The organism is Nostoc sp. FACHB-133, assembly GCF_014698055.1.
Lineage (GTDB): Bacteria > Cyanobacteriota > Cyanobacteriia > Cyanobacteriales > Nostocaceae > Nostoc.
Map to the genome: position 1 here is coordinate 1 of NZ_JACJSH010000079.1, position 26,350 is coordinate 26,350.

Consider the following 26,350-nt stretch of genomic DNA (forward strand, 5'->3'; position numbering starts at 1 on the left):
GTGGTATTAATATGATGATGAAAAGTATTGCTCAAGAACTAGCTCCCCACAAAATTCGCGTTAATAGTATTGCTCCTGGTGCTATCAAAACCCCAATTAACGAATCAGCTTGGGATACTCCCGAAGCAGAAGCAAAGTTACTAAAACTGATTCCGGCGAAACGTGTAGGAAATGTTGAAGATATTGCCAAAGCAGCTGTTTGGTTGGCTTCTGATGACTCTGATTATGTTAACGGTACAACACTATTTGTAGATGGTGGCATGACTTTGTATCCAGGGTTTACAGACAATGGTTAAGATAATTCGTAATTCGTATTTAAGTTTTGTAATTGGGATTTAAAAAGAGCAACAAAACTTTCCGCTTGTTGGAAGCGAGGGAATTAAAATCAAGAATTGGTTAATTTAAAATGCCTACAAAAGTTACTGTCAATTCGGGTTTGATAACCATTAACGATGGTTCATCTTTTTTAGTAACGGCTAGTGATGGTTCTATCGACGAAAATTTACCTCAAGGTTTTTTTGTTTGGGACACACGGCTAATTTCTTACTACGAAATTTCTCTCAATCGCTACCGACTTTCGCTGCTAACCTCTAGCAATATCACCCATCATAATGCACTTTACCAATTTACCAACCCGCAACTTCCTATTATCAATGGCACTCTACCTGCTGGTAGTTTACTTGTAACCGTTGGGCGCGACATTGTGGAAGGTATGCATGAAGATATTGATATAACTAACTATCATAATGAAGATGTTAAGTTTCAATTAATGCTAGCTGTGCGTTCTGATTTTGCGGATATTTTTGATGTCAAATCACAGCAAATATTGACGCGAGGTGAGACACAAACCAAATGGGAAAATGGTGTACTCACTACTGAATATTGCAACGGCTCTTTCTTGCGAGGTATTGTGATTGAGCCAATTTGTGGTACTTCTGAGCCACGCTATGCCAATGGTCGTTTAATGTTTGATGTGGTCATTGCTCCTGGGAAAACATGGCACACTTGTGTTAATTTTACAGCCTTAGCCGATGGAAATATCTTCAAACCTCAAAGCACCTGCGCTGTGCCTCACAATACAAAAGCGGGAAAGGTTAGGGATGAATTTCTGATGAATGCGACAAAGTTGCGCTCGTCTAATGCTGAAATTGCCGAATACTATCAGCAAGCGATCGCGGATATGGGAGCGTTGCGGATTGAGGTGGATGATAATGGACATCAATTTTGGATGCCTGCTGCTGGTATTCCCTGGTTTGTTGCTGTTTTTGGACGTGACTCCATAATTGCTAGCTTGCAAGCGATCGCAGTTTATCATGAATTTGCCCGTGGCACGTTACTCAAACTGGCTCAACTCCAAGCAACTGAGTTGGATGATTGGCACGATGCCCAACCGGGCAAAATGCTGCACGAAATGCGCCGCGATGAGTTAACTACATTAAACCTACTTCCATATCATCCCTACTACGGAACAGTAGACACTACCATCCTTTGGATTGTTACTTTAGCTGAAGCCTATAACTGGAACGCCGATGTCAGTATGCTTGATGAGTGTCGAGCGCCACTTGAAAAGGCACTAAATTGGATTGACAAATACGGCGATTTTGACGGAGATGGGTTTGTTGAATATTTAACTCATTCGTCAAAAGGATTACGCAATCAAGGTTGGAAAGATTCGGGTGACGCAATAGTTTACCCCGATGGACAGTTAGTTAAGCCGCCAATCGCTTTGTGTGAAGTGCAAGGCTACGTTTATGATGCGTGGCTGAGGGCAGCTTTAATTTATGAAGTCTGGGGCGAAAAAGAGCAAGCCAAAAAGCTGCGTCAAAAAGCCGACGAACTTTATCAGCGCTTTAACGATCGCTTTTGGATGGAATCAGTTGGCTTTTACTGTTTAGGATTAGACGATAAAAAGCAGCAAATTCAATCAATTGCCTCAAATCCTGGTCATCTCCTCTGGTCTGGTATTGTCCCACAGGAACGAGCCAAAAAACTTGTTAACCGACTTTTTCAACCAGATATGTGGTGTGGTTGGGGTGTGCGGACTCTTTCATCTGAAAATCAGGCATATAATCCAATTAGTTATCAACGAGGTAGTGTATGGCCTCACGACAACTCCATAATTGCCGCCGGATTAAAGCGATATGGCTATCACCAAGAAGCTAACCGCATTGCTGAGGGTATTTTTGCTGCTGCTAGTTATTTTCAAGCTGGACGAATGCCAGAATTATTTGCGGGAATTGAACGTCAAGATAATAACTTTCCCGTACCTTATCCAGACGCTAATATACCCCAAGCTTGGGCTGCTGGTTCAATTTTCTTACTTATTCGTACCATTTTAGGACTCAAAGCTGATGCTTCCAAACAACAGTTAAAAGTACAGCCTAATCTACCAGATTTCTTACCCGATTTAGAACTTACAAATTTATCCGTAGGAAACGCTACGGTGGGATTGCGCTTTTGGCGCGATGGCGAACAAACCCAATGGAAAGTTACCCATCTCGATGGTGAATTAGAAGTTTCTACATAATTATTATTTACTCTTATGGCAACTGATTCATCTAAAAAAACAATCTTTGCGGCGATAGGCGCTAATTTAGCGATCGCTATTACTAAATTTATCGCCGCTTCCATTACTGGTAGTTCTGCCATGATATCTGAAGGTATTCATTCAATTGTAAATACTAGCGACCAACTATTACTTTTGCTGGGAATTAGCAGAAGCCAAAAACCAGCATATGATATTCATCCTTTTGGTTATGGACAAGAACTTTACTTCTGGACTTTTATCGTTGCTATCCTCATCTTTGCCATTGGTGGCGGAATGTCAATTTATGAGGGAATTACTCATTTAATTAAGCCTAGTTCTTTAGAAGACCCAATGTGGAATTATATTGTGTTAGGTGTGGCAATATTATTAGAGGGTTATTCTTGGACTGTAGCTTTAAAAGAGTTTTTGCCGACCAAAGGTAAACAAAATTTTTGGCAAGCTATCAAAAATAGTAAAGATCCTACAGTAATTACAATCTTATTTGAGGATACTGCTGCCATTTCGGGTTTACTTGTTGCCTTAATCGGAATATTTTTAGGTCATCTATTTAATAATGTTTATTTTGATGGTATCGCCTCAATTATTATTGGCATTATCTTAGCTGTTGTAGCAGTGGTGCTAGCGAGAGAAAGTATCAGCAACAGCCCATCAAATTTACCTTTTTCTGGATTGAAAGCAGCAAATGGGAAGGACGCAATTATACGATTAGAATTTCGTAATTCCTAATTTATAGTTCGCCTTTCAATACATTTCGGATCAAAAAGAGCCATTATTATGCAGAATAACTCATCACCCAAACCAACAATTGAATACTGGCACGTCTGGACTGACGACGACGGTATAAGTCACCAATCCCGTTGTCAAATTGAAGACTTCATGGAAAAAGGCATAGCCCCGGATACCTCACCACAGTGGCTTTCTAATTTGAAGCAGTCTGGTGCTACAATCACTTTTACTGTGCTACCTGTGGGATGGGTTGGTAACTGGCATGAGAACCCAAAACCCCAGTGGATCATACCTTTATCGGGACGCTGGTTTGTGGAGACTATGGACGGACAGCGAGTCGAGATGGGTGTTGGCGAAATTTCCTTTGGAGAAGATCAGGGTACGAAAGCAGACGCGCAAGGTCATAAAGGTCACTTATCTGGAACAGTAGGCGATGCGCCAGCTGTTCTAATAATGGTGCAATTTGAGGAAACTCCGACTATCGATCAATCCTGTCGATTTAGATAAGTGAGTTAGTAGCCAATACAGTTCAGAGATGATTCTAATTGCAAACGGCTTACTCCTGTCAGCAATCCCAACATTTTTATCCACAACTGCACCTACTCCACTTTCATATTCTTACTTCCGACCTCCGACTTCAGTAGAACTCTTGCATAAATATTTTGTGGTATAATTAAGGGTTGTTTAAATTTCAATTTTGGGAGGACATTAAAATAGTAAGAGGTTATCATTTTCTTCTAGCAAGTATTATCTGGCGATGCCTACGGCGGGCTGCGCCTACGCTAGTTAAGAAGATGGCAGCAAACATCATTTCAGTCATTGATTAATACTGAAATTACTTGATTAATTCGATTTTTTTATCCAATTTTTATGGCTAATTCGTGATTATAAATTCCTGCAATTAAATTCGATCTTAACGCAAAACGTCGATGACGATTTCGATATCTATCAGACAAAATTTTAAATATCTTTAGACGACGATTTACGTGTTCAACAACAATTCTTAATCGATTGAGTTCCCGATTGTATTTTTTCTGTTCTTTCGTCAACTTTTTACATGAATGGTTTTTTAATTGGTGTTTCACTTAATTGATGAATCTTAGCAATTCCTTGATAGCCTTTATCCGCTATTACCTTAATTAATTCTCCAAATTTTATTCCACTATTTTTAAATAAGCGAAAATCATGGATTTTTCCCTTATCATGCCCCAAACAGATGATTTGGCTGCTTTTTTGGTAGATTACTACTTGCGTTTTTAAAGTATGTTCTCCCTGTTTCCCGCTAAAAAATCTTTTTTGACCAATATGAGGTCTTTCAATTGGACTCTCGGTAACATCCATTACGACTAAATCTTCTTCCGATGATATTTTCCATAATTCTTTTTTCCCCGGTAGACTAAACTTTCTGGACTTAATTAAAATATTTTCGATTTTAAAAACTATTCGGCAAACCGCAGATTCTGAAAGCTCAAAATCTAATCCGATGTGATAGTAAGTGCGGTACTCCCTCCAATATTGAATGACCATTAAAACTTGGTCTTCAATAATTAATTTAGGACGGCGGCTAGGCTTCTTCTTTTGAGCATCAGCTTTAACCACATCAACCATTAATTCAAAGGTTTTACGGCTCACTCCAGTCATTGCTTAAATTTTTTTGCAGTAAGCTGCTTGGCTTTCTCTATTTTCACTGCTCCTCAAAGTCCTAATCACAAATTGCAAAACCCCTAATCATACCACAAAACACTTTTGCAAGAGTTCTTTGCTGAAAAGAGCCGCACCCAATTGATTTTAATTATGCAAAAAATTATGGGCTTCATTGAGTTTATTGGCTGATTCTTCTAATAAGTATTGTTCAAGAGCATTTCTTGATAACAGCAGTTGGCGCTCAATACCTGTTGAGCCAATGATACATGGAAGTCCAAGAACAACTTCACTGCCAACTCCATAGTTAGCATCTGCTCTGGCCGATACTGGAAATATCTGCTTTTCATCTCGCAGGATGGTATCAACTAACTGACAAATTACTGTTGATATACCATAGCTTGTATTTCCTTTGCGTTCAAAAATATTATGACCTCGTTTACGAGTTAACTGTGCGTACTCTTGCTGAATTTGTTCTAGCGTTGCTCCTTGTGGTAGGGGAAATTCAGTTAATAGAATTCCCCCAATAAATGCACTAGACCAAACAACAAATTGACTGTCTCCATGCTCTCCAATCACATAAGCATGAATGTCTTGTTTTGCAACATTCAGTTGCTTTCCAAGTTGATATCTCAGTCTAGCAGTATCAAGAACGGTTCCCGAACCGAAAATTAGATTTTCTGCTCTGGTGGAAGTAGCGATCGCAATCCGCGTGAGTACATCCACTGGATTGCTAACAATGATTACGATTGAATTCGGTGCAACTCGATCCAATTCTTTGATCGTCAAACGGATGATCTCTGCATTGTCGCTCAATGTATCTAATCGGGTCTGTCCAAGTTTCGGCTTCACCCCAACAGTGACAATAATGATATCTGAATCAGCTAAATCTTCATACTGATTTGATGGTATGATTTCCATCTCCTTAAGTAGGGGAATGCTGTCTTCAATGTCCCAGACTTGTCCTTCAGCTTTTGATAAGGTTCGGTCAAAAAGGACAACCCTTACACATCTACCGAGTAAAACTAAAGCATTTGCAACGTCTGCACCTACATTACCTGCACCAATAATACCGACTTTAGATGTTTTACTAATCATGCTATATCTACTTTTTTCTCTTCAAGAGTGAAATGTCGTTTGTTTGGTAAATCCTTGAGTCTGCAATTACTGTCTCCTTATAACTTAGAAAACAATATATTTAACCCTTCGGTCATCGTGGGATGAGTCAAAATACCATCGCGCAAAACGGTGTAGGGCATCTGAGCTTGCATCACCATCTGCACTGTCGAAATTATTTCACCTGCTTCATGAGACAACAAGGAACACCCTAGAATACGACCTGTATCTGCATCCACGATCGCCTTCAGAAGTCCATCAGTTTGACCGAGTGTTCTTGCTCTCGGAACGACTGACGCATCCACCTTCGCCACGCGGATAGCATATCCTTGTTGCTGTGCTTCAGTTTCAGTCAAACCCACATGAGCCAGTTCCGGATCGATGAATAGACACGATGGAACCAATCGATCCCGTGTACTACGGTTGCCCCCATCAATTAAATTAGCTTTGATAATGCGATAATCATCGAGCGATATATGAGTGTATTGCGGCCCGCCATTGATATCGCCTAATGCCCAAATTCCGGGTACATTTGTCTCCAGGCGATCATTGACTTGAATAAACCCGCGTGTATCAGTTGCTACACCAGTAGCAGCTAAATTTAAGCTATCGGTATTGGGCGCACGACCAACGGCGACGAGCAAATGCGACCCTTGGAGGGTGATTTCACGATCGCCAACTTGGATTTGCAGTATGGTTTGATTATCAGTGCGATCGATCCTCAACACCTTCGCCTTCAGCAAGAATTCAATACCATCTTGTTCCAGCAATGTTTGAACTGCGATCGCTATATCTGGATCTTGCTGTGACAGGATTTGCTCACTTTGCCCAATGACAGTAACGCCAGAGCCAAAGCGCCGAAACATCTGGGCAAACTCTAAACCAATATAACTACTACCGAGAACGATCAGGTGTTCAGGCAGGTGTTCTAGCTCCATAATCGACTCACTCGTTAAAAACTCAGCTTCTGTGAGTCCGGGAATGGATGGAATTAACGGTCGTGTGCCTGTATTAATAAATAAACGTTCGGCAGTAAGTAAACGATTGTTTCCCTCAGTCGTCGTTACTGCGATCGTTTTGGGAGCAACAAAGCGGGCTGTACCAATGATCAGTTCGTGACCCAAAGCAGTTTCTAAATTGTGCAAGTTCATTTCACGCATCTCTTGCACAACCGTTCGTTTTCGTTTGATTACCTCTGCTAGATCAACGATGGGTGTATTGGTTTTAACCCCATAAACGGCACTATTTCGCACTGTGTTTGCCACGTTGGCACTCGCCACCATAGTTTTAGTAGGAATGCAGGCAATATTAATGCACCCGCCACCAATCATATTTAAACTGCGTTCAACCAGAGCGGTTTTACGTCCGTCAGCGACCAGTGCTGGTGCAAGTGTTTTACCCGCCTTGCCGCCGCCGATAATAATGTCGTCATAGTGTTGAGCGTTTACTTCCATATCCTTTGAGTTTGATCGGGTGAATACGATTTTTAGAAGGTGTTATGAATTTTAGAAAAACTGGCTAACTAAGAGGGTTTTAGCGATAACGTATTTGACGAGCGTAACTCAAGATGCTTGCCCTAGCTGATTTTCCAAAAAGTGCATAACACCCGTGCTTAGGATTCAACTTTTTCTACAAGTTTGCTTCATCAAGATACGGTTGTTTTTATATACCTCTAAAGTTCCAGACTGTGGGTTATTCAACGTGCCATCCCACACCCAATATTCATAAATTCCATTCCGAAATTTATACACTCGAACACCTTCTGTCGCTTTGCTAGTTCCTTTACCCAAACTTAAATTCCCGTTGGGATTGGTCGCGCGATAGAGCAGTTCACCTGAAGTATAATTCCGCCAAATATTGATATTGTAACCACCCTGGCATTTCGTACTCAAGACGATGCCAGCAGTAGAGTCAGTAGAAGCTCTTAAGGAACAATTAGTTAATACACTAATTGGCAGAGCAAGGAATAATGCGGATATTTTTAGTAGTCTTTTCATTGTGTTCAAGAGTATTGAAAAACTAATTAGACGGTATTGGCGATATATCCAAAGTTTATCAGGGCTGCGTTAAGTGCAAGTGCCATCCAATTCTCAAAGATTGAGGTCGGACAATCCGGGATGATCGGCAGGACGACGACCTAGTATCCAGTGGTATTTGCGTTCGCTGTGGTGAATGGGCAGATCGTTGATGCTAGCAATACGCCATCGCATGAATCCATGTTCGTCAAACTCCCAATTCTCATTGCCGTAAGAGCGAAACCAGTTGCCGGAATCATCATGCCATTCGTAAGCAAATCGGACAGCAATGCGGTTGTCTTGAAAAGCCCAAAGTTCTTTGATCAAACGGTAGTCCAATTCTTTAAGCCACTTACGTGTCAAGAACTCGACGATCGCCTCACGACCAGATAGAAATTCTGAGCGGTTACGCCAAATGCTATCCGACGTGTAAGCGAGTGATACTAGTTCAGGGTTACGTGTGTTCCAAGCATCCTCTGCGATTCGGACTTTTTGTATGGCGGATTCATTATCGAAAGGCGGCAAGGGTAGTCGAGGATTTTCGGGGTTGTTCATAGCAGGTATAAAGCACGGTAGAACAAAGTAATTTCAGACACCTCAAATTAGAGGTTCTACTTCTAAACTTTGTAGAGATCGTGAGTGAGTTGAGATCTCTAGAAGCAGCACAGGCTTATTGCTGACAAGGTTGGTTGCTCTGTGTCTCAGAAATGGGGAATTGATCGCCAGCAAGATAATTGTCAAAGTATTCGTGAAAGTAAGTCCAGGAAGTTTTGCTACTTGCAGCTAAATAGCAAGTAGGAGCCGTGCGATAAACCGGGACTCGTGATTTAATTTCTTGCTGAAGCAATGAGGAAAGCTCCTCGAATCGTTGCAGTTTCCGAATACTAGCGCTGTAAACTAACTGTCCTGGTTTCCCTTTCATCTTCATCCAAGGTAGCCAAGGACCAATGCGATTCCAAGTGCCTGAAACATTCAGTACTGTAGGAACGTGAGGCTGTTCGACTCTTGCTTTAGGAACTACAAACTTAAAAAATTCCCCAGCTTGATAGAGCGGTTCGGAACTATAGTCTTTAAACTTCGGATCGCTGGCTAGAACATTAGGATAGGTGAGCGGAACATCCAATGTGAGGAGAATGAGATTTCTGCCAGCCGCTAAAGCGGGGAATCTCCCTTGTCCTAAGTTGTTCTGAACGGGATTATTAGCAACATGCACTACGGGCACTACTTCCCCTGTCCAGGGATTCTGCCAGCGATTTAGCACCTGATTCGTCTCTGGATCTAAATAGTACTGAAGTTCACGAGATGTTAATAACCATTGTCCTTGCTGATTCTGAAAGCAGCGTGCAACACTCATATCGATGATACTAAATAACTTTCGCTGCTGTTCTTGAGGAACAAACGCATAAACAGAACCGCTCCATTCGAGATAGGTGTTTCGTGGATCGGTGGCACAGCGAGTCCGGACTAACTCCTGAATGTCAACCGTTTGTGTGTCTGAGTGGGTTTGAGCGCCACTTGGAGTTGGTTTTAAAGCTAAAACTGTAACGACGACTGTAGCCCAAAAGTACAGAAACTTAGTTTTACGTCTCATACCTTGAATCCTCGTTAAATTCTTGTTCATTTGCAAGAAGGTAAACGTCTTGTTTACAGACTTAAACCTCCGAGGTTTTGGCATAACAAGAAACGATGCCTGCGGCGGTAAACTACGCATCCTATTGCAGATATTTCTTCAATTGGGCAGCAGCTTGAACAAATAGAGAACGGGTTTCTGGCAACTCTGCTAAACCATTCAGTAGTCCGAAGTCATGAATCATGCCGTTGTACTGCACAGTTGTTACCTCGACACCAGCTTCATCGAGCTTGCGTCCATAGGCTGTGCCCTCGTCATGCAAAATATCGCTCTCTGCAACCACAATTAACGCCGGAGGCAAGCCTTTGAGTTGCTCAACCGTCGCCTGTAGGGGAGAAGCATAAATGTCTTTGCGCTTTTCTGGGTCAGGGATGTACATATCATACATCCACTTCATCGTTGGTACAGTCAAAAAACGCTGATCGCCAAATTCGTGATAAGAATTCGTTTCAAAATCAGCATCTACAATGGGCCACATCAGGATTTGCAGCTTGATGTGTGGCCCTCCTTTTTCTTTCGCCTTCAAAGCAGTGACAGTTGTCATGTTACCGCCGACACTGTTGCCAACAACTGCCAAATTATTGCCATCCACCCCAATCTCTTCACCATGCTCGGCAACCCATTTAGTTGCAGCATAAATTTCATTGATTGCCTGTGGGTACTGAGCATCTGGCGTGCGAGTATAGTTGACAAAGACACCTGCAAACCCTGAAAGCACTACCAGATCGCGAACCATGCGCTTGTGTGTTGGGTAATCACCCAGCACCCAACCACCACCATGAATAAAGATGAAAACAGGCAATGTGCCTTTGACCCCTTCAGGTCGTACAATATTGAGTGTAATTAAATAACCCTCAGCAGTAATCGTCTTTTCGGACTCTTCAATGCCTGAAAGGTCTACTGGAACGGAAGCCTGTGCATCGACAAGAACTTGACGTGCTTCGAGTGGAGTGAGTTTCTCCAGTGCCCCACCCCCTGAATTCAGCACTTTCAAAAATTCCTTCGTTCCTTTGGAAAGACGTGGATCGTCGGCAACTTCAAGAATTTTTGCTGCTTGCGAGTTTGCTTGAGCAACCATCACATTCTCCTTTAATAAATTGTAAACAATCTGTTGATATGTTAAGTTAATTGATTTAACACTGCTGCTTAATAACTCCCAGTTCGCTGACTTTTTCGGAGTTAGAAAAAAGTCTACTCAGGAGTAAAAGATTGACTACCAAGTTGGGTATAAATAGTAGTCGGGAACCCAAGCAAAACAAGAATATGCTGCTGTAAGGGTAAAAGAGCAGTTAAATGGGCATAAACTTCATTTTTTACCTCAATCAGCAGCAGTGTGATTTCTTTAAATGCTGCAAGAAGAAGTTTTGAAATTGCAGTAGGGGTGAAATTGCAATAGACTGCACTTGCTTGACAATACCATCTCCCTGAATAATCACCTGGGAACGTGACTTTATTAATTCTTGTATCTGCGGACAACCTAGAAATTGAGTCAGTTCTGTTAAAGCAAAAAGAAATTCTGTGTTTAATTTATCTAAAGATGGTCGCAATATCTGGTTTAAGTCTGGCACGTGAGGAAAAGATTTAATTCCTTGCTTTTGCCAGGTTTGAAAATCAACTGCTTGGATAAGTTTTCCTGCTTCTATTTGTGCTTGAAAAAATGCTGCAACCATATCAGGCTCTAGGCTATAGATTGTTGCTTGTTGCCTAGCCTTTAATAATAACTCTTGTTCACGCTTTCGATCCTCGATAGGAAGTTTATGATTCCATTTCCACCGGGCTACATCATGTGCAATTAGCAATCGCTGCTGGATCAATTTTAGTAATTTATCTACACGTAATTGTTGCTCTGCACTTGTGATACTTTGAGGATTTACTGATTGTAACAACCCAAAGTTATTGGCAGTAAAATCTGATTTGAAGCTGGCAGCGACTACTCTACTACTGAAAAAAAGCCCAAACAAAATTATCATGATAATTGATTGGACTGCACAAACTGTGCGAGAAGTGTTGCATAGATGGGAAAAGCTAGGGTTAGAGTGACAGTGGTCTAAACCAAGGCGGGGAGGAAAATTAAGGTGGTTGGAAGCTGACATAGTGTTCTTAGAAGAATGTTTAGAGAAAGAACCACGTACATACAACAGCGTTCAATTAGCCCAAAAATTAGAATAAGAACGCTCGGTCAAATTAAGTTCTGACTGGTTACTCCCGGTTCGCGCATTTTTTCGGGAGTTAGAAGAAAAGCTACTCAGGGTTAAAAGATTGACCACCAAGTTGGGTGTAAATGTCGGAAATCCAAGCAAAACAAGAATACGCTGTTGTAACGGAGAAAGAGTAGTCAAATGGGCGTAAATTTCATTTTTAATCTCAATCAATAGTATTTGTAGAATGACAATCACTTTTTATTGACATTGTTTTCCAGTCAAAACTATTTGTTACTAGTGGTTAGGTTGGTGTTCTCTACAACGTGAGTGGTCAGAAAGCGGTGAATATGGTCTGCGATCGCATCCCCATCTTCTTCCAGAGCAAAGTGCCCCGTATCAAACAAATGAAACTCCAAGTTTTTTAAATCGCGTTTGTAGGCATAAGCTCCCTCAACTAAAAAGCCCTGGTCATTTTTGCCCCATACAATTAGCGTCGGTGGTTGATATTGGCGCAAGTAAGCTTGCCATTGTGGATATAACCGCACATTTGACTGATAGTCGTATTTTAATGCCAATTGAATATCTATATTGCCAGGGCGATCGAGAAGTGCTTGATCCAGAGTCCAGGTATCGGGACTGAGGTTTTCTAAATTCCTGGCTCCAGTAATGTAATACCATTTCGCGCCCTTGCTTGCCAGAGCCTGTCGCACGCGATCGCTATTTTCGGGTGTCTTATTCTGCCAAAAAGCGCGCATGGGCTTCCAAAAATCACCGAGTCCCTCCTCGTAAGCATTACCATTTTGCACAATCAGCGTCTCAATCTGCTCTGGATACTGTATTGCCAATCGATAGCCAATCGGAGCGCCATAATCCATTAAATAAAGACTATAGCGTTTCAATCCGATCGCATCGACAAAACCTGCCATCACTTCGGCAAGGCGATCGAAGGTGTAATCAAACTCATCCACCGTTGGCATGGAACTATAGCCAAAGCCAGGATAATCAGGTGCAATCAGATGGAATTGATCCGCCAACGCCGGGATGAGATTACGGAACATGTGGGACGAGCTTGGAAAGCCATGCAATAGCAGAATCGTCGGGCGATCGCGAGAACCAGATTCACGATAAAAGATATCGAAACCATCGATCGATACTGTGCGATGAGTGGTCATACGTTTACTCTTGTGAATTCAAATTGTTCAACAGAAATAGTTGACCTTTTTTGTGAAAGCTTCTTGTCACTCTTTAGGAAGAGACCAGAGTTTGATAGTTTTGTCGGCACTGCTGCTGGCTATCATGTTTCCATGCGGACTGAAAAATACTGACCGCACGCCTCGCTCATGCCCGATCAAATTCTCCAAGAGTTTGCCTTCAGGCAACCCCCATAACTTGATAGTGCTATCGTTACTACCACTAGCTAATCTCTTGCCATCGGGACTGAAAGCCACTGACCACACAACTCCTGAATGTCCGATTAGGGAGTGCAACAATTTACCAGTGGGCATTTGCCAGAGTTTGACTGTCCTATCAGCACTGCCACTCGCTAAAGTCCGTCCATCAGGGCTAAAAGTCACTGAGCGCAAGGCTTGTGAATGAGCATTCAGGGTTTTTAGAACAGCACCATCCATGAGCCGCCAAATTTTGAGTGTACCATCCTCATTGCCACTAGCTAAGGTCTGCCCATCCGGACTAAAAGCAACAGTTCTTACCCACTTTCCATCCGATAACTGATAAACTTGTACGCCAGTCTGCACGTTCCAGATGCGGATGGTTGTGTCAGCACTACTACTGGCTAACCACTTTCCGTTGGGGCTGATGGCAACGGCTTCGACATCATCTGTATGGCCATCTAGGGTACGAAGCAGTTGCCCCGTCTCTAAATTCCAGAGTTTAATCCGGTTATCCCAACTGCCACTAGCGAGCAGCTTGCTATCTGGACTGATGGCAAGGCTTACCACTGCATCGCCGTGTCCTTCTAAAGTAGAGAGTAAGGTGTTACTAGTAGTCTGCCAACCCAAAAATGCTGGGTGAGGGCTGGGGAAAGGGGAAAGGGAAAAGGGTAAGGGATTTAAACCCTTTCCCCCTTCCCCCTTGCCCTTTACCCCGCCAAGTTCGCTTGGCGAACTACTAGGCAGATCCCAAATTTGAATTTTTTTATCGTAACTGCCACTGGTGAGGAAGCGTCCATCAGGGCTGATTGCGATCGCGTAAACCCAAGTTGAATTTCCTGGGATAGAACGTAAGGGTTGAGTGGTTGCAACAGAGGTAGTAGCAACACTAGCGTTTCGGAAGGAAGACAATAGGGTAGTACAACTGCTACTACTAACGAAGATTGTTAGGGTACTGACTGCCAATGCTGCTGAAGATTTCCAGGTAGTTTGTTTCGATCTCATAACAGGACATTCCTTGTGCGAGTGGGAGAACAATCTGGCTTGCACCCACTGCGTAACGGTGTCGGAGACTAGCGGTACTATAGAGTAATTTTTTCTGGAATTTGAGATGAGAACGCTTTTCCTTTGGTTTTTTGTTGTTTATTCCGATGTTCAATCCAGCATCGCATCAGAAATAAAAGGGTTGTCATGACAATCCCTACTAGCCCAATCGGGGTTAAATAGCTCCAATGCTCTAACATTTTGTCCCAAATGTGCCAAGTGAGCAGGAACATAGCTAAGTAAGTCAGTGTATGTAATCGCCTCCAATTTTTTTTCAGTTTTTTGACACTCCAGTCATTAGAAGTAATTGCCAGTAGAGTAAAAATTATAAAGGTAGATACACCTTGGATATAAATCCAATAGGTATTGGGATCTAAAAAATCAAGGTCTCTCTTTTTTACTAAGAAGAAAGCGTGAAGCAAAGCCAAGCAGAAAGCCAGAATACCGATAAGTCGTCGATATTTTAGCAGCCATTTGGGAAGGTTCGTTTGTTTAGTTTGAGGAAAAATGATTCTGAGATTCGTGGGCATTAAGGTGAGAATATAAGCTCCTAAAGCTAGAAATCCCAGGCTGTTTTCTAACGGTGCTGTATCGATTGCTGCCATGACCAATCCTCCTTAATTTTTCAATAAAAGCCCTTACAAAGGTAGGTATTTTTTATTTGGTCATTTTTTGACGACTCCAGCCGATCTTTCCTACATCAGTCCTCTCTGTTCATACTCTTTTTTGGCGAAGGTATTGTTATTCAAAAGTTTATACTTGAGCATTAGCCATGCTGGGATGATCTATCATTTCCATCGGTTAGGTGAGAACGGATTGCAGTCGTGATGTGAGAAATTGATCGATATAGTTTGCGATCGCATCTCCTTCTTCTTCCAGGGCAAAATGTCCGGTATCGAGTAGATGGAACTCAACGTCTTTCAAGTCACGCTGGTAGGGATAAGCACCGTCAGCAGGAAAGATGTAGTCGTTCTTACCCCAAACAATCAGGGTAGGGGGTTGATACTGGCGGAAATACTCTTGCCATTGGGGATAGAGCGGTGGATTAGTACCATAGCTATAAAACAGCGCTAGTTGAATCTCTTCGTTTCCGGGGCGATCAAGGAAATGTTGATCCACCGTCCAGGTATCGGGACTAATTGCTTCTAGATTGCAAACACCATTGGTATATTGCCACTTTGTTGCTTCTAGAGTGACAAGATATTTGAGCTTTTCAGCATTCTCAGGCAATCGCTCTTGCCAGTATGCCTTAATTGGTTCCCAAAATTCGCGCAGACCTTCTTCGTAAGCATTGCCATTTTGAACAATCAGAGATTGCACGCGCTCAGGATATTTAGCGGCAATCCGATAGCCTATCGGCGCACCATAATCCATCACATAAAGGCTGTACTTTTTGAGAGCGATCGCAGCAATGAATTTTTCTACAATCTCAGCCAAGCGATCGAACGTGTAGTCAAATTCATTTACACTTGGCATCGAACTGTTGCCGTAACCAGGGTAGTCAGGAGCAACGAGATGGAATTTATCAGCGAGGGCAGGTATAAGATTGCGGAACATGTGGGACGAGGTTGGAAAGCCATGCAATAGCAGAATCGTCGGATTATCGCGAGAACCAGCTTCACGGTAAAAGATATCTAAACCATCGATCGCAACTGTGTGATATGTAGTCATGGGATTACTCCTTGTAAGTGATAAAAGTGACATGATGACGTTTTACGACAGGTTGATCTATCTCACATCCTGACGACCGAAGAGGGGGAAAGGGGAAAGGGCAAGGGGGAAAGGGCGCAAGCCCCTGTTTTTAAACATGGAGAAGGAAAAAAGATGTATTTCCAGATACGTAGTACGAGAAATACAGCGTCCTCGTATCAAGCCCCTAACTTTAGTTATGGGGTTCCCTTTCCCCTTTACCCTTTTCCCCGCCCGAAGAGCGTTGACGGATTTGCTCTTGAAAGTAGTCCCGCCAGCTTTCGGGTAAGGCTTCAAGTTGAGCAGCACGATGCAGTAACTCTGGATTGTTTCGCTCACGAACATAAAGCTGAGTGATATCAGCAACAGTAATATTGTTGGTATCTCGACTCATCAACTCTAAAGTGTCTCCAGCGACCACTTCGCCCTCTTGCAAAACCCGAAAGTAAAATCCGGTGCGACGACTGGCGAGAAATCGTTTCACCATATCCGCTCGCCCAAAGCGAATCCCCAGTTTGTAGCAGGGTAAGCGCGGTTGAGTCACCATTAATTCAGCACTGCCAATTTTGAAGCGATCGCCAATGTTAATTTCCTCTTCTTTAAATCCTGTAACTGTGAAATTTTCACCAAAGATTCCTGGCGTTAACTCTGTATCAGGCAATTCATCTCGCCAGTAGTCGTAATGCTCAAAAGGATAGACATAAACGGCTTTGTCAACTCCGCCATGAACCGTGAGATCCGCTTGGCGATCGCCATCTAAATTGAGTTCACGCACCATCACTCTCGCATTAACTGGCTCTTTGAAAATTCCAGTGCGGACGGGTTTTCCTTTCCAGGTCACTTCACGCGGCAGGCCAACATTAACAGAGATCAGCTTCATTTTTAACTTCTTTTGGACTTCAAATCTGTGCCATACCGCCATCAACAAATAACTCGATGCCGTTCACAAAGCTGCTGTCATCTGAAGCCAGAAAAACAACGGCTTTGGCAATCTCATCGGGTTTGCCGACTCGTCCCAGTGGGATGGTGCTGGCTTGGCTGTCCACAAATTCCTGCACCTGCTGGTCATTCAGTCCCAAATGATCGTAACCAGGAGTCGGAACCACACCAGGGCTAATGGCATTCACTCGGATCTTGCGTTCTCTGAGGTCGAGTATCCAATTCCGAGCAAATGACCTCACGGCGGCTTTAGTAGCGCTGTAAACACTGAAAGCTGGCGTACCTTTTATAGAAGTAATCGAAGCATTCAAAATAATAGAAGCGCCCTCTGGTAACAGTGGCAGTGCCTTTTGTACAGTGAACAGCAAACCTTTGACGTTTACGTTGAATGTTTTGTCAAAGTGTTCCTCAGTGATTGCTCCAAGTGGGGCAATTTGTCCACCGCCAGCATTAGCGAAAATGATATCGATGTGTCCTTGCTCTTGCTTAATGGTGGCAAACAGACGATCTAGGTCTGCCAGATTAGAAACATCGCTCTGCACAGCCGTAACATTTTTACCAATGGCTTCCACAGCAGCATCCAGTTCGACTTGGCGACGACCTGTGATGTAGACATAGGCACCTTCAGCAACAAACTGTTTGGCTGTGGCAAGACCGATACCACTGTTGCCACCCGTGACAAGGGCGATTTTTCCTTCTAGTTTTTTCATGAGTTACAAGCCCCTACTTTTAAGTATGAAAATCAGATAAAAATGTATTTCGAGACACGTAGTGGAGGCAGCGCGGTCTTCTCCCCAGGGGAGACGCTAAGAGCGATGGGGGTTTCCACGCCACTTCCTACCCTGCGGGAACGCTAAGAGCGAACAACGGGGGGAACCCCCACAACGGAGTGGCTCCCCATGAGCGACTGCCGTCGATAAATGCAGCGTCCTTATTTGAAACCCCTACTTTTAAATATGGGGTTCCCCTACACCCTACACCCTATCCCCTACACCCTGTTCATGCTGCTTGAGACCTGCAACGAGGTCGGTCACTTGACGTTGAGCCTCTGCACTCAGTGAGTCAAAGTCGTCTAAGAAGAATTGACGTTCTAGCGTTAACTTCCGGGTATTGAGTAACCCTTCGATCTGCCAACCTTCGTCGCCTTTCGTTATGACGTATAGCGGCAGGAAATTTCGTGACGGTGAAGCTTCGGTTTGTCCGGGCAGTATTACCCTGATAACTAAGAGCATGAGCGCGAGTTGCGAGTTCACGAAGCGGATAAAATCCACCTCACCCTCTAGGCGTGTTCCTTTAACAACTGTGTCGAACAATTGTTGATGAAATGCAGCGATTTCTTTTCGACCCTTGAGATGCGTACCCTCGAACGTGATAAAATCGGCAGTTTCGCTGAACGGGGCAGCGAAGCCTTCGCCGCTATCTCGATTCCAAGCATCAATTATCTGGTGCGGGAAAGCACGGATTGCCGACTCGTCAGCAGTAGTGGTGGTTTGAGCTGCTTGTGAATTCATAGTTTTGAGCTTTCCTTTTAAGTAATAGACCAGTTTTCAAGCGGTATAGCGGGTGTTATGAACTCTGAAAATCATCTTGGTCGCGGATTTGCCGATCGCTCACTTCCTCAACAGCACCCAGCAATGCATAACCTGCGTTGTTTACAACCACATCAATTCTTCTGAAAACCTCTAAACCAGTTTGCACAGCAGTTTCAATGCTTGCTCGATCGGTCACATCTAAGTAAACTGATGAAGCAGTCTGCGGATATTTGTCCTCCATATCTTGAATTTTGCTGAGATTGCGAGCAGTGGCAATGACGCGATCGCCTTGAGCCAAGGCTGCTTCGGCTAAAGCGCGACCGAAACCCGTTGAGCTACCCGTAATCAGCCATACGCGAGGTAATTCTTTACTAGTCATTGTTGTTCTCCTTAATCATTGTTTACTTGTGCAATGACTCCTGCTTGAGAAAATGGCTTTATTGTCGCGATCGCGATTTTCCTCCTCAAAAACTCCAGATCAAGCGAGCAGACACAACGATTCCTCCCAAAGACGATCGGCGTTGTTAGTGTCGAGGGCGTAGGGAGCAACACCACTCATGTCTCCGGTTCGCCGATTCTGAATTGTAGCTTCGTTACAGTCCTCGAAGTAGCGACCACCAATGCCCTCCAGCAAGGGGGAGGTTGCCAGGAGAACAGAGGTGGCAGCACCCTGTTCCGGTGTCTTCCGCAGATCCGGTGGGGTCTGGATACCACCAACGTGGCGTTGGAGATTGGTGGTGATCGCCCCAGGCATCAAAACATTGGCAGTAATGCCATCCCTGAACCAGCGCCCAGTAGCAGCGACAGCGAAGAGTACGTTCGCTGTCTTGGACTGCCCGTATGCCAACCACGGATCGTAGGGACGGAACGCGAAGTGGATATCATCGAATACAATCGGCGAGAGCATGTGGGCGCTAGAACTGACAGACACGATGCGCGCAGCACCGTCCGCCGCCAGAGCATCGTGGAGTCCGAGTGTTAGAGCGAAGTGTCCGAGGTGGTTGGTGGCAAACTGCATCTCCCAGCCTTCGGGTGTGTGCTGTTCAGGCAATGCCATTACCCCTGCGTTGTTGACGAGGATATGTAGTGGTTCATTCCACGCGGCAATGAATTTAGCGATCGCTCCTCGGTCGGTCAGGTCAAGTTCGGCGACGTGAATATTTTGATTCCCAGTGATAGCAGTGATGTCAGCCGCCGTCTTTGCCCCAGCATCGACGTTACGCACAACCAACGTAACTTCGGCTCCAGCGTGAGCCAACGCCCGCGCTGTTTCTACACCGATACCTGATGCTGCTCCCGTGATGATCGCCCGTTTGCCAGAAAGATCGATTCCCTGTGCTACCTCAGAGGCGGTAGAGTGCCGTCCAAATGGTGTGGTAATTCGTGCCATTGCGTGTTCCTTTATAGATGTTAGGAGCGATCGCTGACTTCTAGATAAGTTGAGTTGGCTGGATTTTGTACTTTGTGCTTAACGAGAAGAGTTTGTCGAGTGCAACTTGCTTTAATTAAATCTGCTGCTTTTTCACCAATCATTATGGTGGGTGCGTTCGTATTTCCCGTGGTGATTGTTGGCATGATGGAAGCATCAACAACTCGCAATCCCTCAACCCCATGTACCCGCAACTCAGGATCGACCACTGCCATTGGGTCAATGCCCATTTTGCAAGTGCCAACCGGATGCCACACAGTGCTGCAAGTGTCCCGAATGTAAGCTTCTAGTGCTGCATCACTCTGCTTGTCAGCACCTGGAGCAATCTCCTTACCGCGAAACTCATCCAAAGCACTTGCACCGAACAAGTTACGGAGTAATTTAACCCCGACAACTAACTTTTGCACATCAGTTTCACTTTGGAGAAAGTTCATTTGAATCATCGGTGTGTCTTTGGGGTCGGGGGAACGCAAACTAACACTACCAATGTTTTGAGGATGAGTTAAACAGACGAAACTTGTAAATCCTAAACCAGAGTGGGCATAACCAGGCGGTGCCAACACAACCGGGCCGAAGAGAAACTGTAAATCTGGCGCGGCATCCAGATTACCCGGAGTATGCAAAAACAAGCTAGCTTCAGCGACACTACTGCTGCTTGCCGTGTGTAAATCCTGAGTTGCCTCGTGTGCCACGGACACAACAGGGTGGTCTTGGAGATTTTGACCGACACCCGGCAAATCAGCCACTACCGGAATTCCCAAAGTTTGCAGGTGTTTTGCATCACCAATACCGGAAAGCATCAGCAGCTTGGGCGAATCGAACGTGCCAGCGCTTAAAATCACTTCGGAGTTTACCCTAACCTGGTGCAGCATGTCCTCGTGCAGGTATTCTACCCCAATAGTGCGGGTACCCTCAAACAACAAGCGAGTTACCAACGCTCCTGTGGTTACAGTCAAATTGGGACGCTGGAAAATGGGTAGCAAGAAGGCAGCGGCCGCGCTGTGGCGCTTACCATCCTTGATCGTCAACTGATAGAGTCCTGCTCCTGACTGCTGCATTCCATTGGGATCGGGATTGTGGTCATATCCTAGTTCCACTGCTGCGTCTACAAAACGTTGGGATACCACAGCAGGCGCAATCAGATCGGTGACGCTTAACTCTCCATCGACCCCGTGAAATTCAGACGCGCCTCGTGAAAAGTGTTCTGATTTCTTGAAGTAGGGCAAAACATCAAGGTACGACCAACCGGGATTACCCAATGACTGCCAATGGTCATAATCGTGAGAATTACCCCGCAGATAAATCATGATATTAATCGAACTGCTACCACCCAAGACTTTTCCACGGGGACAAAAGATTTTGCGATCATTGAGGTATGGTTCTGGCTCTGAGAAGTATGCCCAGTCAACTTCGGAGCCTAGTAAGCTGAGGCATTCCGACGGGATGTGAATCTCCGGTTTAGTATCTGGGTTGCCAGCTTCGAGTAATAACACGGTTGTGTCACCGTTTTCTGTTAGACGGTTAGCAACCACGCAGCCTGCTGACCCTGCACCAATTACAATGTAGTCATATTGCATCACGAAACTCTCCTTTGCTGCCTGCAACGGATTGATGGAACTAGGGATGAACAGAAGTAGCCCTACTTTCCTGCGTAGAAATAGTCCACCTTGATCTTGCTCTTCAGACGGTCACGTAGCTCGATAGAGAAACGGAGTACGGCACTGAGGGGGCGATGATGAATTGCAATATGGACAATCAGACCGTCCGGGTTCTTGGTAAGGATTGTTACACCAGAAAGAGTCTGTCCGCCGAAAGCTTTCGCATCCCACTCCAGATATGTTTGCTGATCGCTCTCAACTTGGCGAGTGAAGGTGAGCGCCTCGTAAACTTTGCTGGCAGTAGCCATGATACTTTTCACACAATCTCGCCCCTCGATTGGACGAACTAGCACGCTGGCTTCAAGTACGACGTTATCAGCAAAAGTGTCTGCAAATGAGCTTTCTGACTGATCGGCAAAAGCTTGAGTCCAACTCTTCTGAATATCGATCATAGTGTTACTGGTCATAATACCTAAGAGGGTAGGGTTCCGGGCGGACCCAGCAATTCATCACCGTTCTCCGCAGCCATTCGTTCAAATAGCGCCAGGTCTGTCGGTTCTGTCTCATCTTGCGTTCCCACTGCTTCGATCAGCCGAGCAAAACCGCTGGGTGCAGCAACGACTAATGAACGCGATGGTTTATCACCGAGTGTGGCGGCCACATGAGGTGTACCAGGAGGAATCAAATAGCTTTCACCAGGGGTTAGCACCACCTTGTCCTTACCCGCCCAGACAGTTAACTCTCCTTCCAGCACATAAAGTTGTTCGGAATAGTGTGTATGGCGATGGAGGGGTGTTTGTGTACCTGGAGAGTTGTAACCCTCAATTAGGTCGTACTGACCACCAGTTGTCGTGTGATCGGCATGGATGGTAACGCGAGAGCCAGTAATCCAGAAAGATTGTGTCATGAGTTTGCTCCTGTTGAGAAGAATTCCTGAATAATCGAAGCTAGCTGTGTACCAGGGGTGTATCTACCAAATGTTCTGCTAGAAACCAAACTTGCGTCTCATTCGTTCGCAGGACTTGACTCACCAACAAATCATTTGTGCCGCTATCTTGATTTGCTGCCGTTTTATCGATCGCCACTCTCAATTCCCCAACGATCAATTCGTGGGCTTCTAGTAACCGCGACAACATCACAGGTACTTCCTCAACGCCGTTGGGCGGACGCTCAATCTTAGTGACTTCTGCTACATGACGCGGGTCAGCGATGTCTGGCGACAAGCCGCAAAGCGTCTACGCCACGCCTCCCAGTGTTTGTACTCGTTCACCCAGTGCATCAATTAACTCAATTTGTTCGCTAGCGTGTTTGTCGAGCAACAGATGCAGTTGATAAAACGTATGTCCGCGCATCAACCAGTGATGTTTCTTGTAAAGGTGATAGAGAATAATCGTATCTGCCAAAATTTGATTGACTAAAACACAGCTTTCGCTGCGGGTATCGGGTTTGAGAACAATTGGCAAATCACGAAGAGTACCATACTGCTGAATTTCATATCCATGTTGATGCAGTAAGGGTTGACTGCCATTGACTTCAGTGATACTTGTATTTTGAGTCGGCACGATCGCATCTCCTAGAGTCATAATTAGGTCTGTTCTATTTGTATGTACCGAGAAACTGCTTCTCTTAAAATTGCGATTACTTCACAGCAGTGCTGGCTGCTTCAATCACTTTGGTAACTTCTTTTGGATGAGAGATAAAAGGAACATGGCTGGAGTTAACTTCGGTTGTCTTAGCATTAATCCGTTTAGCCATAAATCGTTGAAGTTCAGGGTTGATAGCGCGATCGCTTTGAGTCACGATAAACCAGGAAGGAATCGTTTTCCAGGCGATTTCACTCACTGATTGCTCAAACGCGGCACTGGCGATCGGTTTTTGGGTTGCTGCCATCACTCGCGCCTCAGCCTTTGATACGTCTTGGGCAAAAAATTCGTGAAACTTCCCGCGATCAACATAGAGAAAGTTTGCAGCATCAGACACAATTGCCGTACTAATCGGAGGTGCTGCGTACCTTTTATTCAAATCACTTGTCTTTTCACCGACATCTGGTGCGAAAGCATTAACATAAACCAGAGCTTTCACCTGTGGATTGCCAGCCGCCGCACCCGTGATTACATTTCCACCATAGGAATGTCCAACTACTACAACAGAACCCTTCTGATTCTCAATCACCCGCTTCGTCGTTGCCACATCATCAGCAAGCGAGGTGAGCGGAATCTGCACAGCAGTCACTCTGTAGCCATCCTGCTCTAACAATGGAATAACGTGTTGCCATGATGTACCGTCAGCAAAAGCCCCATGAACGAGAACGATCGCAGGTTTAGAGTTGGACGCTTGAGGTAATTCCTTGGAGGTGGCTGATGTTGGATGCATTGATATTCCAACGACAACACTTAATGCAAATAACCACAGCAACAATTTTTGAACTTTTTTCCATCTAAAAAGCATCATTGCGATCGCCTCTGTATTCTTGCTAAATTGCTAAAATCTCTGATTCTGGTCGTCCGTATAGAAGTTATGAAATACTTCCCGCTGAAATACTTCTTAAGATAAGCATCAAAAAGCTTAATCATTACAAAGAGTGGAAGAAGAAAGAAAAACGTCTTCTCTAAGGGAGATCTCCGGGCGCACCCAGAATTTCGTCGCCAATTTCGCTAGAGATGCGATTCAACAATTCCATGTCAGGTGCCTCATTCTGGTTTAGCGTCCCTGTTGCTTCAACAAAGTGAGCAAAGGAACTGGGCGAAGCAACGACTAACCCGCGAGCTGGCTGGTCACTGAGTGCAGCGACAACATGGGGTGTGCCCATCGGAATGAAGGCACTTTCACCTGCGCCTAGCACAACCTTATTCTTACCAACCCAGACAGTGAACTCTCCTTCCAACACATAAAGTTGTTCTGAATAGCGTGTATGGCGATGGGGTGGAGTCTGGGCACCAGGAGGGAAATAGCCCTCAACCAGGTCATATTTACCATCAGTTGTGGTGTGATCGGCGACGATGGTAAGGTAGTTATTAAGAAGCCAAAATGATTTTGATGTACCGTCAGCAAAAGCCCTATGACCGAGAACGAGCGCAGGTTTAGAGTTGTAGGCTTGAGGTAATTCCTTGGCGGTGGCTGATGTTGGATGCATTAATATCCCAACGACAGCACTTAATGCAAGTAACCACAGTAACAATCTTTGAACTTTTTTCCATGTAAAAACTATCATTGCGATCGCCTCTGTATTCTTGCTAAATTGCTGAAATCTCTGGTTCTTGTCGTTAATCATTTGCAGCAACAATAGCTGCCATTATCTGCTCAACAGTCCAGCGTTCAAGATAGCGAATTCCATTAATAAACAAAGCGGGCGCAGCCTCCACTCCACTTCGCAGTCCACCTTCGATATCTGCATTGATCCGATCGACATACGTTCCCCTGGATAAATCCTGCAAAAATTGAGAAATATCAAGTCCTAAACGATTGGCATACTCTACTAGATAGCCATTTTCTAACTCTTGTTGATGAATGAACAATATCTCATGCATTTGCCAAAACTGCCCTTGAGCCGCAGCGGCTTCCGCAGCTTCCGCAGCTCGTTGAGCATGTGGATGAATCTGTACTTCAGGAAAATGACGGAAGATAAAACCTAAATTGTTTTCTCCAAACGAAACCTTCAATTGCTGTTGAGCAACTTTAATCAATCGATAGACGTTGGCACTTTGAAAACATTCATAATCTCCATACATGACGAAGACTACAGCAGCATTCAGTACACCTTGAATATGATCCTGGGTTGAAGGCAGAACGAATAAAGAATAATGATCGCGGTCGTAAGTCATGTTTCGGTTTGTATTAAGCAAACTTAAGCCTTACAACCCAACTGCGTTAACGTTGCTATGGATTTAATATAGAGAATTGACCCTCTTTTGTCGTCCACTCTGGGTTGATATTTTTGTACAATCGAGTGATGGATGAACCCGTCCATCTCGCAGTGGAAGGTTGTCTCCAACTAAAGTTGGAATTTGGATACCAACTTTAGTACAGCTTACAAACTGACAATCCCACGCTTAACAGCAGTAATCACGGCTTGTGTGCGATCGCTCACACCCAGTTTGCTCAAAATCCGATTTACATGCGATTTGACGGTACTTTCACCAATAATCAAAGCAGTCCCAATTTCTTGATTACCCATTCCTTGTGCCATCAAACGCAGCACTTCCAACTCTCGTTCACTGAGTTCTGGATTGCTCATTCGCTGGAATAATTTTGCGCCCACTTCTGGCGGAATGTATTTCTGACCATTATGAATGGCGCGAATCGCATTCAAAAGCTCGCCAAGTTTAGAATCCTTAAGCAAATAGCCTTGAGCGCCCGCCTGTAAACCGCGATAGATATCTTCATCGCCATCGTAGGTTGTGAGTACCGCAATCCGAGCCTGCTTAAATTCAGCACAAATACCAACTTTAGTACAGCTTACAAACTGACAATCCCACGCTTAACAGCAGTAATCACGGCTTGTGTGCGATCGCTCACACCCAGTTTGCTCAAAATCCGATTTACATGCGATTTGACGGTACTTTCACCAATAATCAAAGCAGTCCCAATTTCTTGATTACCCATTCCTTGTGCCATCAAACGCAGCACTTCCAACTCTCGTTCACTGAGTTCTGGATTGCTCATTCGCTGGAATAATTTTGCGCCCACTTCTGGCGGAATGTATTTCTGACCATTATGAATGGCGCGAATCGCATTCAAAAGCTCGCCAAGTTTAGAATCCTTAAGCAAATAGCCTTGAGCGCCCGCCTGTAAACCGCGATAGATATCTTCATCGCCATCGTAGGTTGTGAGTACCGCAATCCGAGCCTGCTTAAATTCAGCACAAATCGCCATAATGGCTTCAACACCTCCCATTTTGGGCATTCGTAAATCCAT

Annotated in this window: 27 protein-coding genes and 3 pseudogenes; 4 read left to right on the plus strand and 26 right to left on the minus strand. The window is 44.4% G+C overall.

What is annotated here, in order from left to right; translation table 11 throughout:
- The 4 genes from H6G86_RS33675 to H6G86_RS33690 form a co-directional block, all read left to right on the plus strand.
- The coding region (locus H6G86_RS33675; RefSeq protein WP_190937982.1) for an SDR family oxidoreductase at nt 1-296 on the plus strand (296 nt) is incomplete at its 5' end.
- A gap of 110 nt (nt 297-406) precedes the next feature.
- Nucleotides 407-2,527, plus strand: coding sequence for an amylo-alpha-1,6-glucosidase (locus tag H6G86_RS33680; RefSeq protein ID WP_190937983.1), 2,121 nt, complete (start codon nt 407-409; stop codon nt 2,525-2,527).
- Between the two features lie 15 nt (nt 2,528-2,542).
- Nucleotides 2,543-3,274 carry a cation diffusion facilitator family transporter gene (locus tag H6G86_RS33685; RefSeq protein ID WP_242065105.1) on the plus strand — a complete coding sequence of 244 codons (732 nt, stop codon included), beginning with the start codon at nt 2,543-2,545 and terminating at the stop codon, nt 3,272-3,274.
- Nucleotides 3,275-3,322: 48 nt separating this feature from the next.
- Entirely contained in the window at nt 3,323-3,781 is a 459-nt protein-coding gene (locus H6G86_RS33690) for a cupin domain-containing protein (RefSeq protein WP_190937984.1), read from the plus strand.
- Nucleotides 3,782-4,131: 350 nt separating this feature from the next.
- Here H6G86_RS33690 and H6G86_RS33695 read toward each other — a convergent pair.
- The 26 genes and pseudogenes from H6G86_RS33695 to H6G86_RS33820 all read right to left on the minus strand — a co-directional run.
- A pseudogene (locus tag H6G86_RS33695) lies at nt 4,132-4,962 on the minus strand (IS5 family transposase).
- 100 nt (nt 4,963-5,062) lie between these two features.
- Nucleotides 5,063-6,013, minus strand: coding sequence for a malate dehydrogenase (locus H6G86_RS33700; RefSeq protein ID WP_190937986.1), 951 nt, complete (start codon nt 6,011-6,013; stop codon nt 5,063-5,065).
- 77 nt (nt 6,014-6,090) lie between these two features.
- Complete coding sequence (locus H6G86_RS33705) at nt 6,091-7,485, minus strand: mercuric reductase (protein WP_190937987.1); 1,395 nt, start codon at nt 7,483-7,485, stop codon at nt 6,091-6,093.
- A 165-nt stretch (nt 7,486-7,650) separates the two neighbouring features.
- Nucleotides 7,651-8,028, minus strand: coding sequence for a hypothetical protein (locus H6G86_RS33710; RefSeq protein WP_190937988.1), 378 nt, complete (start codon nt 8,026-8,028; stop codon nt 7,651-7,653).
- A 93-nt stretch (nt 8,029-8,121) separates the two neighbouring features.
- Nucleotides 8,122-8,601 (minus strand): nuclear transport factor 2 family protein, encoded by a 480-nt coding sequence (locus H6G86_RS33715; protein ID WP_190937989.1) that lies wholly within the window; start codon nt 8,599-8,601, stop codon nt 8,122-8,124.
- A gap of 115 nt (nt 8,602-8,716) precedes the next feature.
- Nucleotides 8,717-9,637: a DUF1838 domain-containing protein gene (locus H6G86_RS33720; protein WP_190937990.1), complete on the minus strand. Its 921-nt coding sequence runs from the start codon at nt 9,635-9,637 to the stop codon at nt 8,717-8,719.
- Between the two features lie 121 nt (nt 9,638-9,758).
- Nucleotides 9,759-10,754: an alpha/beta hydrolase gene (locus H6G86_RS33725; RefSeq protein ID WP_190937991.1), complete on the minus strand. Its 996-nt coding sequence runs from the start codon at nt 10,752-10,754 to the stop codon at nt 9,759-9,761.
- Nucleotides 10,755-10,998: 244 nt separating this feature from the next.
- The gene (aroQ, locus tag H6G86_RS33730) at nt 10,999-11,646 is read right to left on the minus strand and encodes a gamma subclass chorismate mutase AroQ (RefSeq protein ID WP_242065106.1); all 648 of its coding nucleotides are present in this window, start codon (nt 11,644-11,646) and stop codon (nt 10,999-11,001) included.
- Between the two features lie 455 nt (nt 11,647-12,101).
- Complete coding sequence (locus H6G86_RS33735; RefSeq protein ID WP_190937993.1) at nt 12,102-12,989, minus strand: alpha/beta fold hydrolase; 888 nt, start codon at nt 12,987-12,989, stop codon at nt 12,102-12,104.
- A 66-nt stretch (nt 12,990-13,055) separates the two neighbouring features.
- Complete coding sequence (locus tag H6G86_RS33740) at nt 13,056-14,210, minus strand: WD40 repeat domain-containing protein (RefSeq protein ID WP_190937994.1); 1,155 nt, start codon at nt 14,208-14,210, stop codon at nt 13,056-13,058.
- Between the two features lie 77 nt (nt 14,211-14,287).
- Nucleotides 14,288-14,854, minus strand: coding sequence for a ferric reductase-like transmembrane domain-containing protein (locus tag H6G86_RS33745; RefSeq protein ID WP_190937995.1), 567 nt, complete (start codon nt 14,852-14,854; stop codon nt 14,288-14,290).
- 196 nt (nt 14,855-15,050) lie between these two features.
- Complete coding sequence (locus H6G86_RS33750; RefSeq protein ID WP_190937996.1) at nt 15,051-15,920, minus strand: alpha/beta fold hydrolase; 870 nt, start codon at nt 15,918-15,920, stop codon at nt 15,051-15,053.
- Nucleotides 15,921-16,131: 211 nt separating this feature from the next.
- On the minus strand, nt 16,132-16,818 hold the full coding sequence (locus tag H6G86_RS33755; protein ID WP_190937997.1) for an MOSC domain-containing protein: 687 nt from the start codon (nt 16,816-16,818) through the stop codon (nt 16,132-16,134).
- Nucleotides 16,819-16,837: 19 nt separating this feature from the next.
- Nucleotides 16,838-17,587 carry a glucose 1-dehydrogenase gene (locus H6G86_RS33760; protein ID WP_190937998.1) on the minus strand — a complete coding sequence of 250 codons (750 nt, stop codon included), beginning with the start codon at nt 17,585-17,587 and terminating at the stop codon, nt 16,838-16,840.
- 264 nt (nt 17,588-17,851) lie between these two features.
- A complete protein-coding gene (locus tag H6G86_RS33765; RefSeq protein ID WP_190937999.1) occupies nt 17,852-18,388 on the minus strand; it encodes an SgcJ/EcaC family oxidoreductase in 537 nt (178 codons plus the stop codon).
- A 55-nt stretch (nt 18,389-18,443) separates the two neighbouring features.
- Complete coding sequence (locus tag H6G86_RS33770; RefSeq protein WP_190938000.1) at nt 18,444-18,788, minus strand: SDR family NAD(P)-dependent oxidoreductase; 345 nt, start codon at nt 18,786-18,788, stop codon at nt 18,444-18,446.
- Nucleotides 18,789-18,887: 99 nt separating this feature from the next.
- Nucleotides 18,888-19,799, minus strand: coding sequence for an SDR family NAD(P)-dependent oxidoreductase (locus tag H6G86_RS33775; RefSeq protein WP_190938001.1), 912 nt, complete (start codon nt 19,797-19,799; stop codon nt 18,888-18,890).
- Between the two features lie 20 nt (nt 19,800-19,819).
- Nucleotides 19,820-21,415: a GMC family oxidoreductase gene (locus tag H6G86_RS33780; protein WP_199338527.1), complete on the minus strand. Its 1,596-nt coding sequence runs from the start codon at nt 21,413-21,415 to the stop codon at nt 19,820-19,822.
- Nucleotides 21,416-21,477: 62 nt separating this feature from the next.
- Entirely contained in the window at nt 21,478-21,888 is a 411-nt protein-coding gene (locus H6G86_RS33785) for a nuclear transport factor 2 family protein (protein WP_199338528.1), read from the minus strand.
- Nucleotides 21,889-21,908: 20 nt separating this feature from the next.
- Nucleotides 21,909-22,343, minus strand: a complete 435-nt coding sequence (locus tag H6G86_RS33790; protein WP_190938004.1) for a cupin domain-containing protein — start codon at nt 22,341-22,343, stop codon at nt 21,909-21,911.
- Nucleotides 22,344-22,383: 40 nt separating this feature from the next.
- Nucleotides 22,384-23,019: pseudogene (locus tag H6G86_RS39180) on the minus strand (Dps family protein).
- A 55-nt stretch (nt 23,020-23,074) separates the two neighbouring features.
- The gene (locus H6G86_RS33800; RefSeq protein WP_190938005.1) at nt 23,075-23,887 is read right to left on the minus strand and encodes an alpha/beta fold hydrolase; all 813 of its coding nucleotides are present in this window, start codon (nt 23,885-23,887) and stop codon (nt 23,075-23,077) included.
- A 157-nt stretch (nt 23,888-24,044) separates the two neighbouring features.
- Entirely contained in the window at nt 24,045-24,707 is a 663-nt protein-coding gene (locus H6G86_RS33805) for a cupin domain-containing protein (RefSeq protein ID WP_199338531.1), read from the minus strand.
- On the minus strand, nt 24,700-25,257 hold the full coding sequence (locus H6G86_RS33810; protein ID WP_190938006.1) for a DsbA family protein: 558 nt from the start codon (nt 25,255-25,257) through the stop codon (nt 24,700-24,702). Before H6G86_RS33810 ends, H6G86_RS33805 begins: the two co-directional genes overlap by 8 nt.
- A gap of 206 nt (nt 25,258-25,463) precedes the next feature.
- Nucleotides 25,464-25,859, minus strand: a pseudogene (locus H6G86_RS33815) (response regulator transcription factor); the annotation flags it as partial.
- 32 nt (nt 25,860-25,891) lie between these two features.
- A partial coding sequence (locus H6G86_RS33820) for a LuxR C-terminal-related transcriptional regulator (RefSeq protein WP_190938007.1) occupies nt 25,892-26,350 on the minus strand: 459 nt, incomplete at its 5' end.

Coding starts and splice junctions, on each gene's coding strand:
- H6G86_RS33700 (WP_190937986.1), bottom strand. CDS start 6,013: ATGATTAGTAAAACATCTAAAGTCGGTATTATTGGTGCAGGTAATGTA.
- H6G86_RS33720 (WP_190937990.1), bottom strand. CDS start 9,637: ATGAGACGTAAAACTAAGTTTCTGTACTTTTGGGCTACAGTCGTCGTT.
- H6G86_RS33745 (WP_190937995.1), bottom strand. CDS start 14,854: ATGGCAGCAATCGATACAGCACCGTTAGAAAACAGCCTGGGATTTCTA.
- H6G86_RS33705 (WP_190937987.1), bottom strand. CDS start 7,485: ATGGAAGTAAACGCTCAACACTATGACGACATTATTATCGGCGGCGGC.
- aroQ (WP_242065106.1), bottom strand. CDS start 11,646: ATGATAATTTTGTTTGGGCTTTTTTTCAGTAGTAGAGTAGTCGCTGCC.
- H6G86_RS33770 (WP_190938000.1), bottom strand. CDS start 18,788: ATGACTAGTAAAGAATTACCTCGCGTATGGCTGATTACGGGTAGCTCA.
- H6G86_RS33760 (WP_190937998.1), bottom strand. CDS start 17,587: ATGAAAAAACTAGAAGGAAAAATCGCCCTTGTCACGGGTGGCAACAGT.
- H6G86_RS33790 (WP_190938004.1), bottom strand. CDS start 22,343: ATGACACAATCTTTCTGGATTACTGGCTCTCGCGTTACCATCCATGCC.
- H6G86_RS33765 (WP_190937999.1), bottom strand. CDS start 18,388: ATGAATTCACAAGCAGCTCAAACCACCACTACTGCTGACGAGTCGGCA.
- H6G86_RS33805 (WP_199338531.1), bottom strand. CDS start 24,707: ATGATTAACGACAAGAACCAGAGATTTCAGCAATTTAGCAAGAATACA.
- H6G86_RS33750 (WP_190937996.1), bottom strand. CDS start 15,920: ATGACTACATATCACACAGTTGCGATCGATGGTTTAGATATCTTTTAC.
- H6G86_RS33775 (WP_190938001.1), bottom strand. CDS start 19,799: ATGGCACGAATTACCACACCATTTGGACGGCACTCTACCGCCTCTGAG.
- H6G86_RS33800 (WP_190938005.1), bottom strand. CDS start 23,887: ATGATGCTTTTTAGATGGAAAAAAGTTCAAAAATTGTTGCTGTGGTTA.
- H6G86_RS33735 (WP_190937993.1), bottom strand. CDS start 12,989: ATGACCACTCATCGCACAGTATCGATCGATGGTTTCGATATCTTTTAT.
- H6G86_RS33810 (WP_190938006.1), bottom strand. CDS start 25,257: ATGACTTACGACCGCGATCATTATTCTTTATTCGTTCTGCCTTCAACC.
- H6G86_RS33715 (WP_190937989.1), bottom strand. CDS start 8,601: ATGAACAACCCCGAAAATCCTCGACTACCCTTGCCGCCTTTCGATAAT.
- H6G86_RS33710 (WP_190937988.1), bottom strand. CDS start 8,028: ATGAAAAGACTACTAAAAATATCCGCATTATTCCTTGCTCTGCCAATT.
- H6G86_RS33690 (WP_190937984.1), top strand. CDS start 3,323: ATGCAGAATAACTCATCACCCAAACCAACAATTGAATACTGGCACGTC.
- H6G86_RS33680 (WP_190937983.1), top strand. CDS start 407: ATGCCTACAAAAGTTACTGTCAATTCGGGTTTGATAACCATTAACGAT.
- H6G86_RS33740 (WP_190937994.1), bottom strand. CDS start 14,210: ATGAGATCGAAACAAACTACCTGGAAATCTTCAGCAGCATTGGCAGTC.
- H6G86_RS33785 (WP_199338528.1), bottom strand. CDS start 21,888: ATGATCGATATTCAGAAGAGTTGGACTCAAGCTTTTGCCGATCAGTCA.
- H6G86_RS33755 (WP_190937997.1), bottom strand. CDS start 16,818: ATGAAGCTGATCTCTGTTAATGTTGGCCTGCCGCGTGAAGTGACCTGG.
- H6G86_RS33685 (WP_242065105.1), top strand. CDS start 2,543: ATGGCAACTGATTCATCTAAAAAAACAATCTTTGCGGCGATAGGCGCT.
- H6G86_RS33780 (WP_199338527.1), bottom strand. CDS start 21,415: ATGCAATATGACTACATTGTAATTGGTGCAGGGTCAGCAGGCTGCGTG.
- H6G86_RS33725 (WP_190937991.1), bottom strand. CDS start 10,754: ATGGTTGCTCAAGCAAACTCGCAAGCAGCAAAAATTCTTGAAGTTGCC.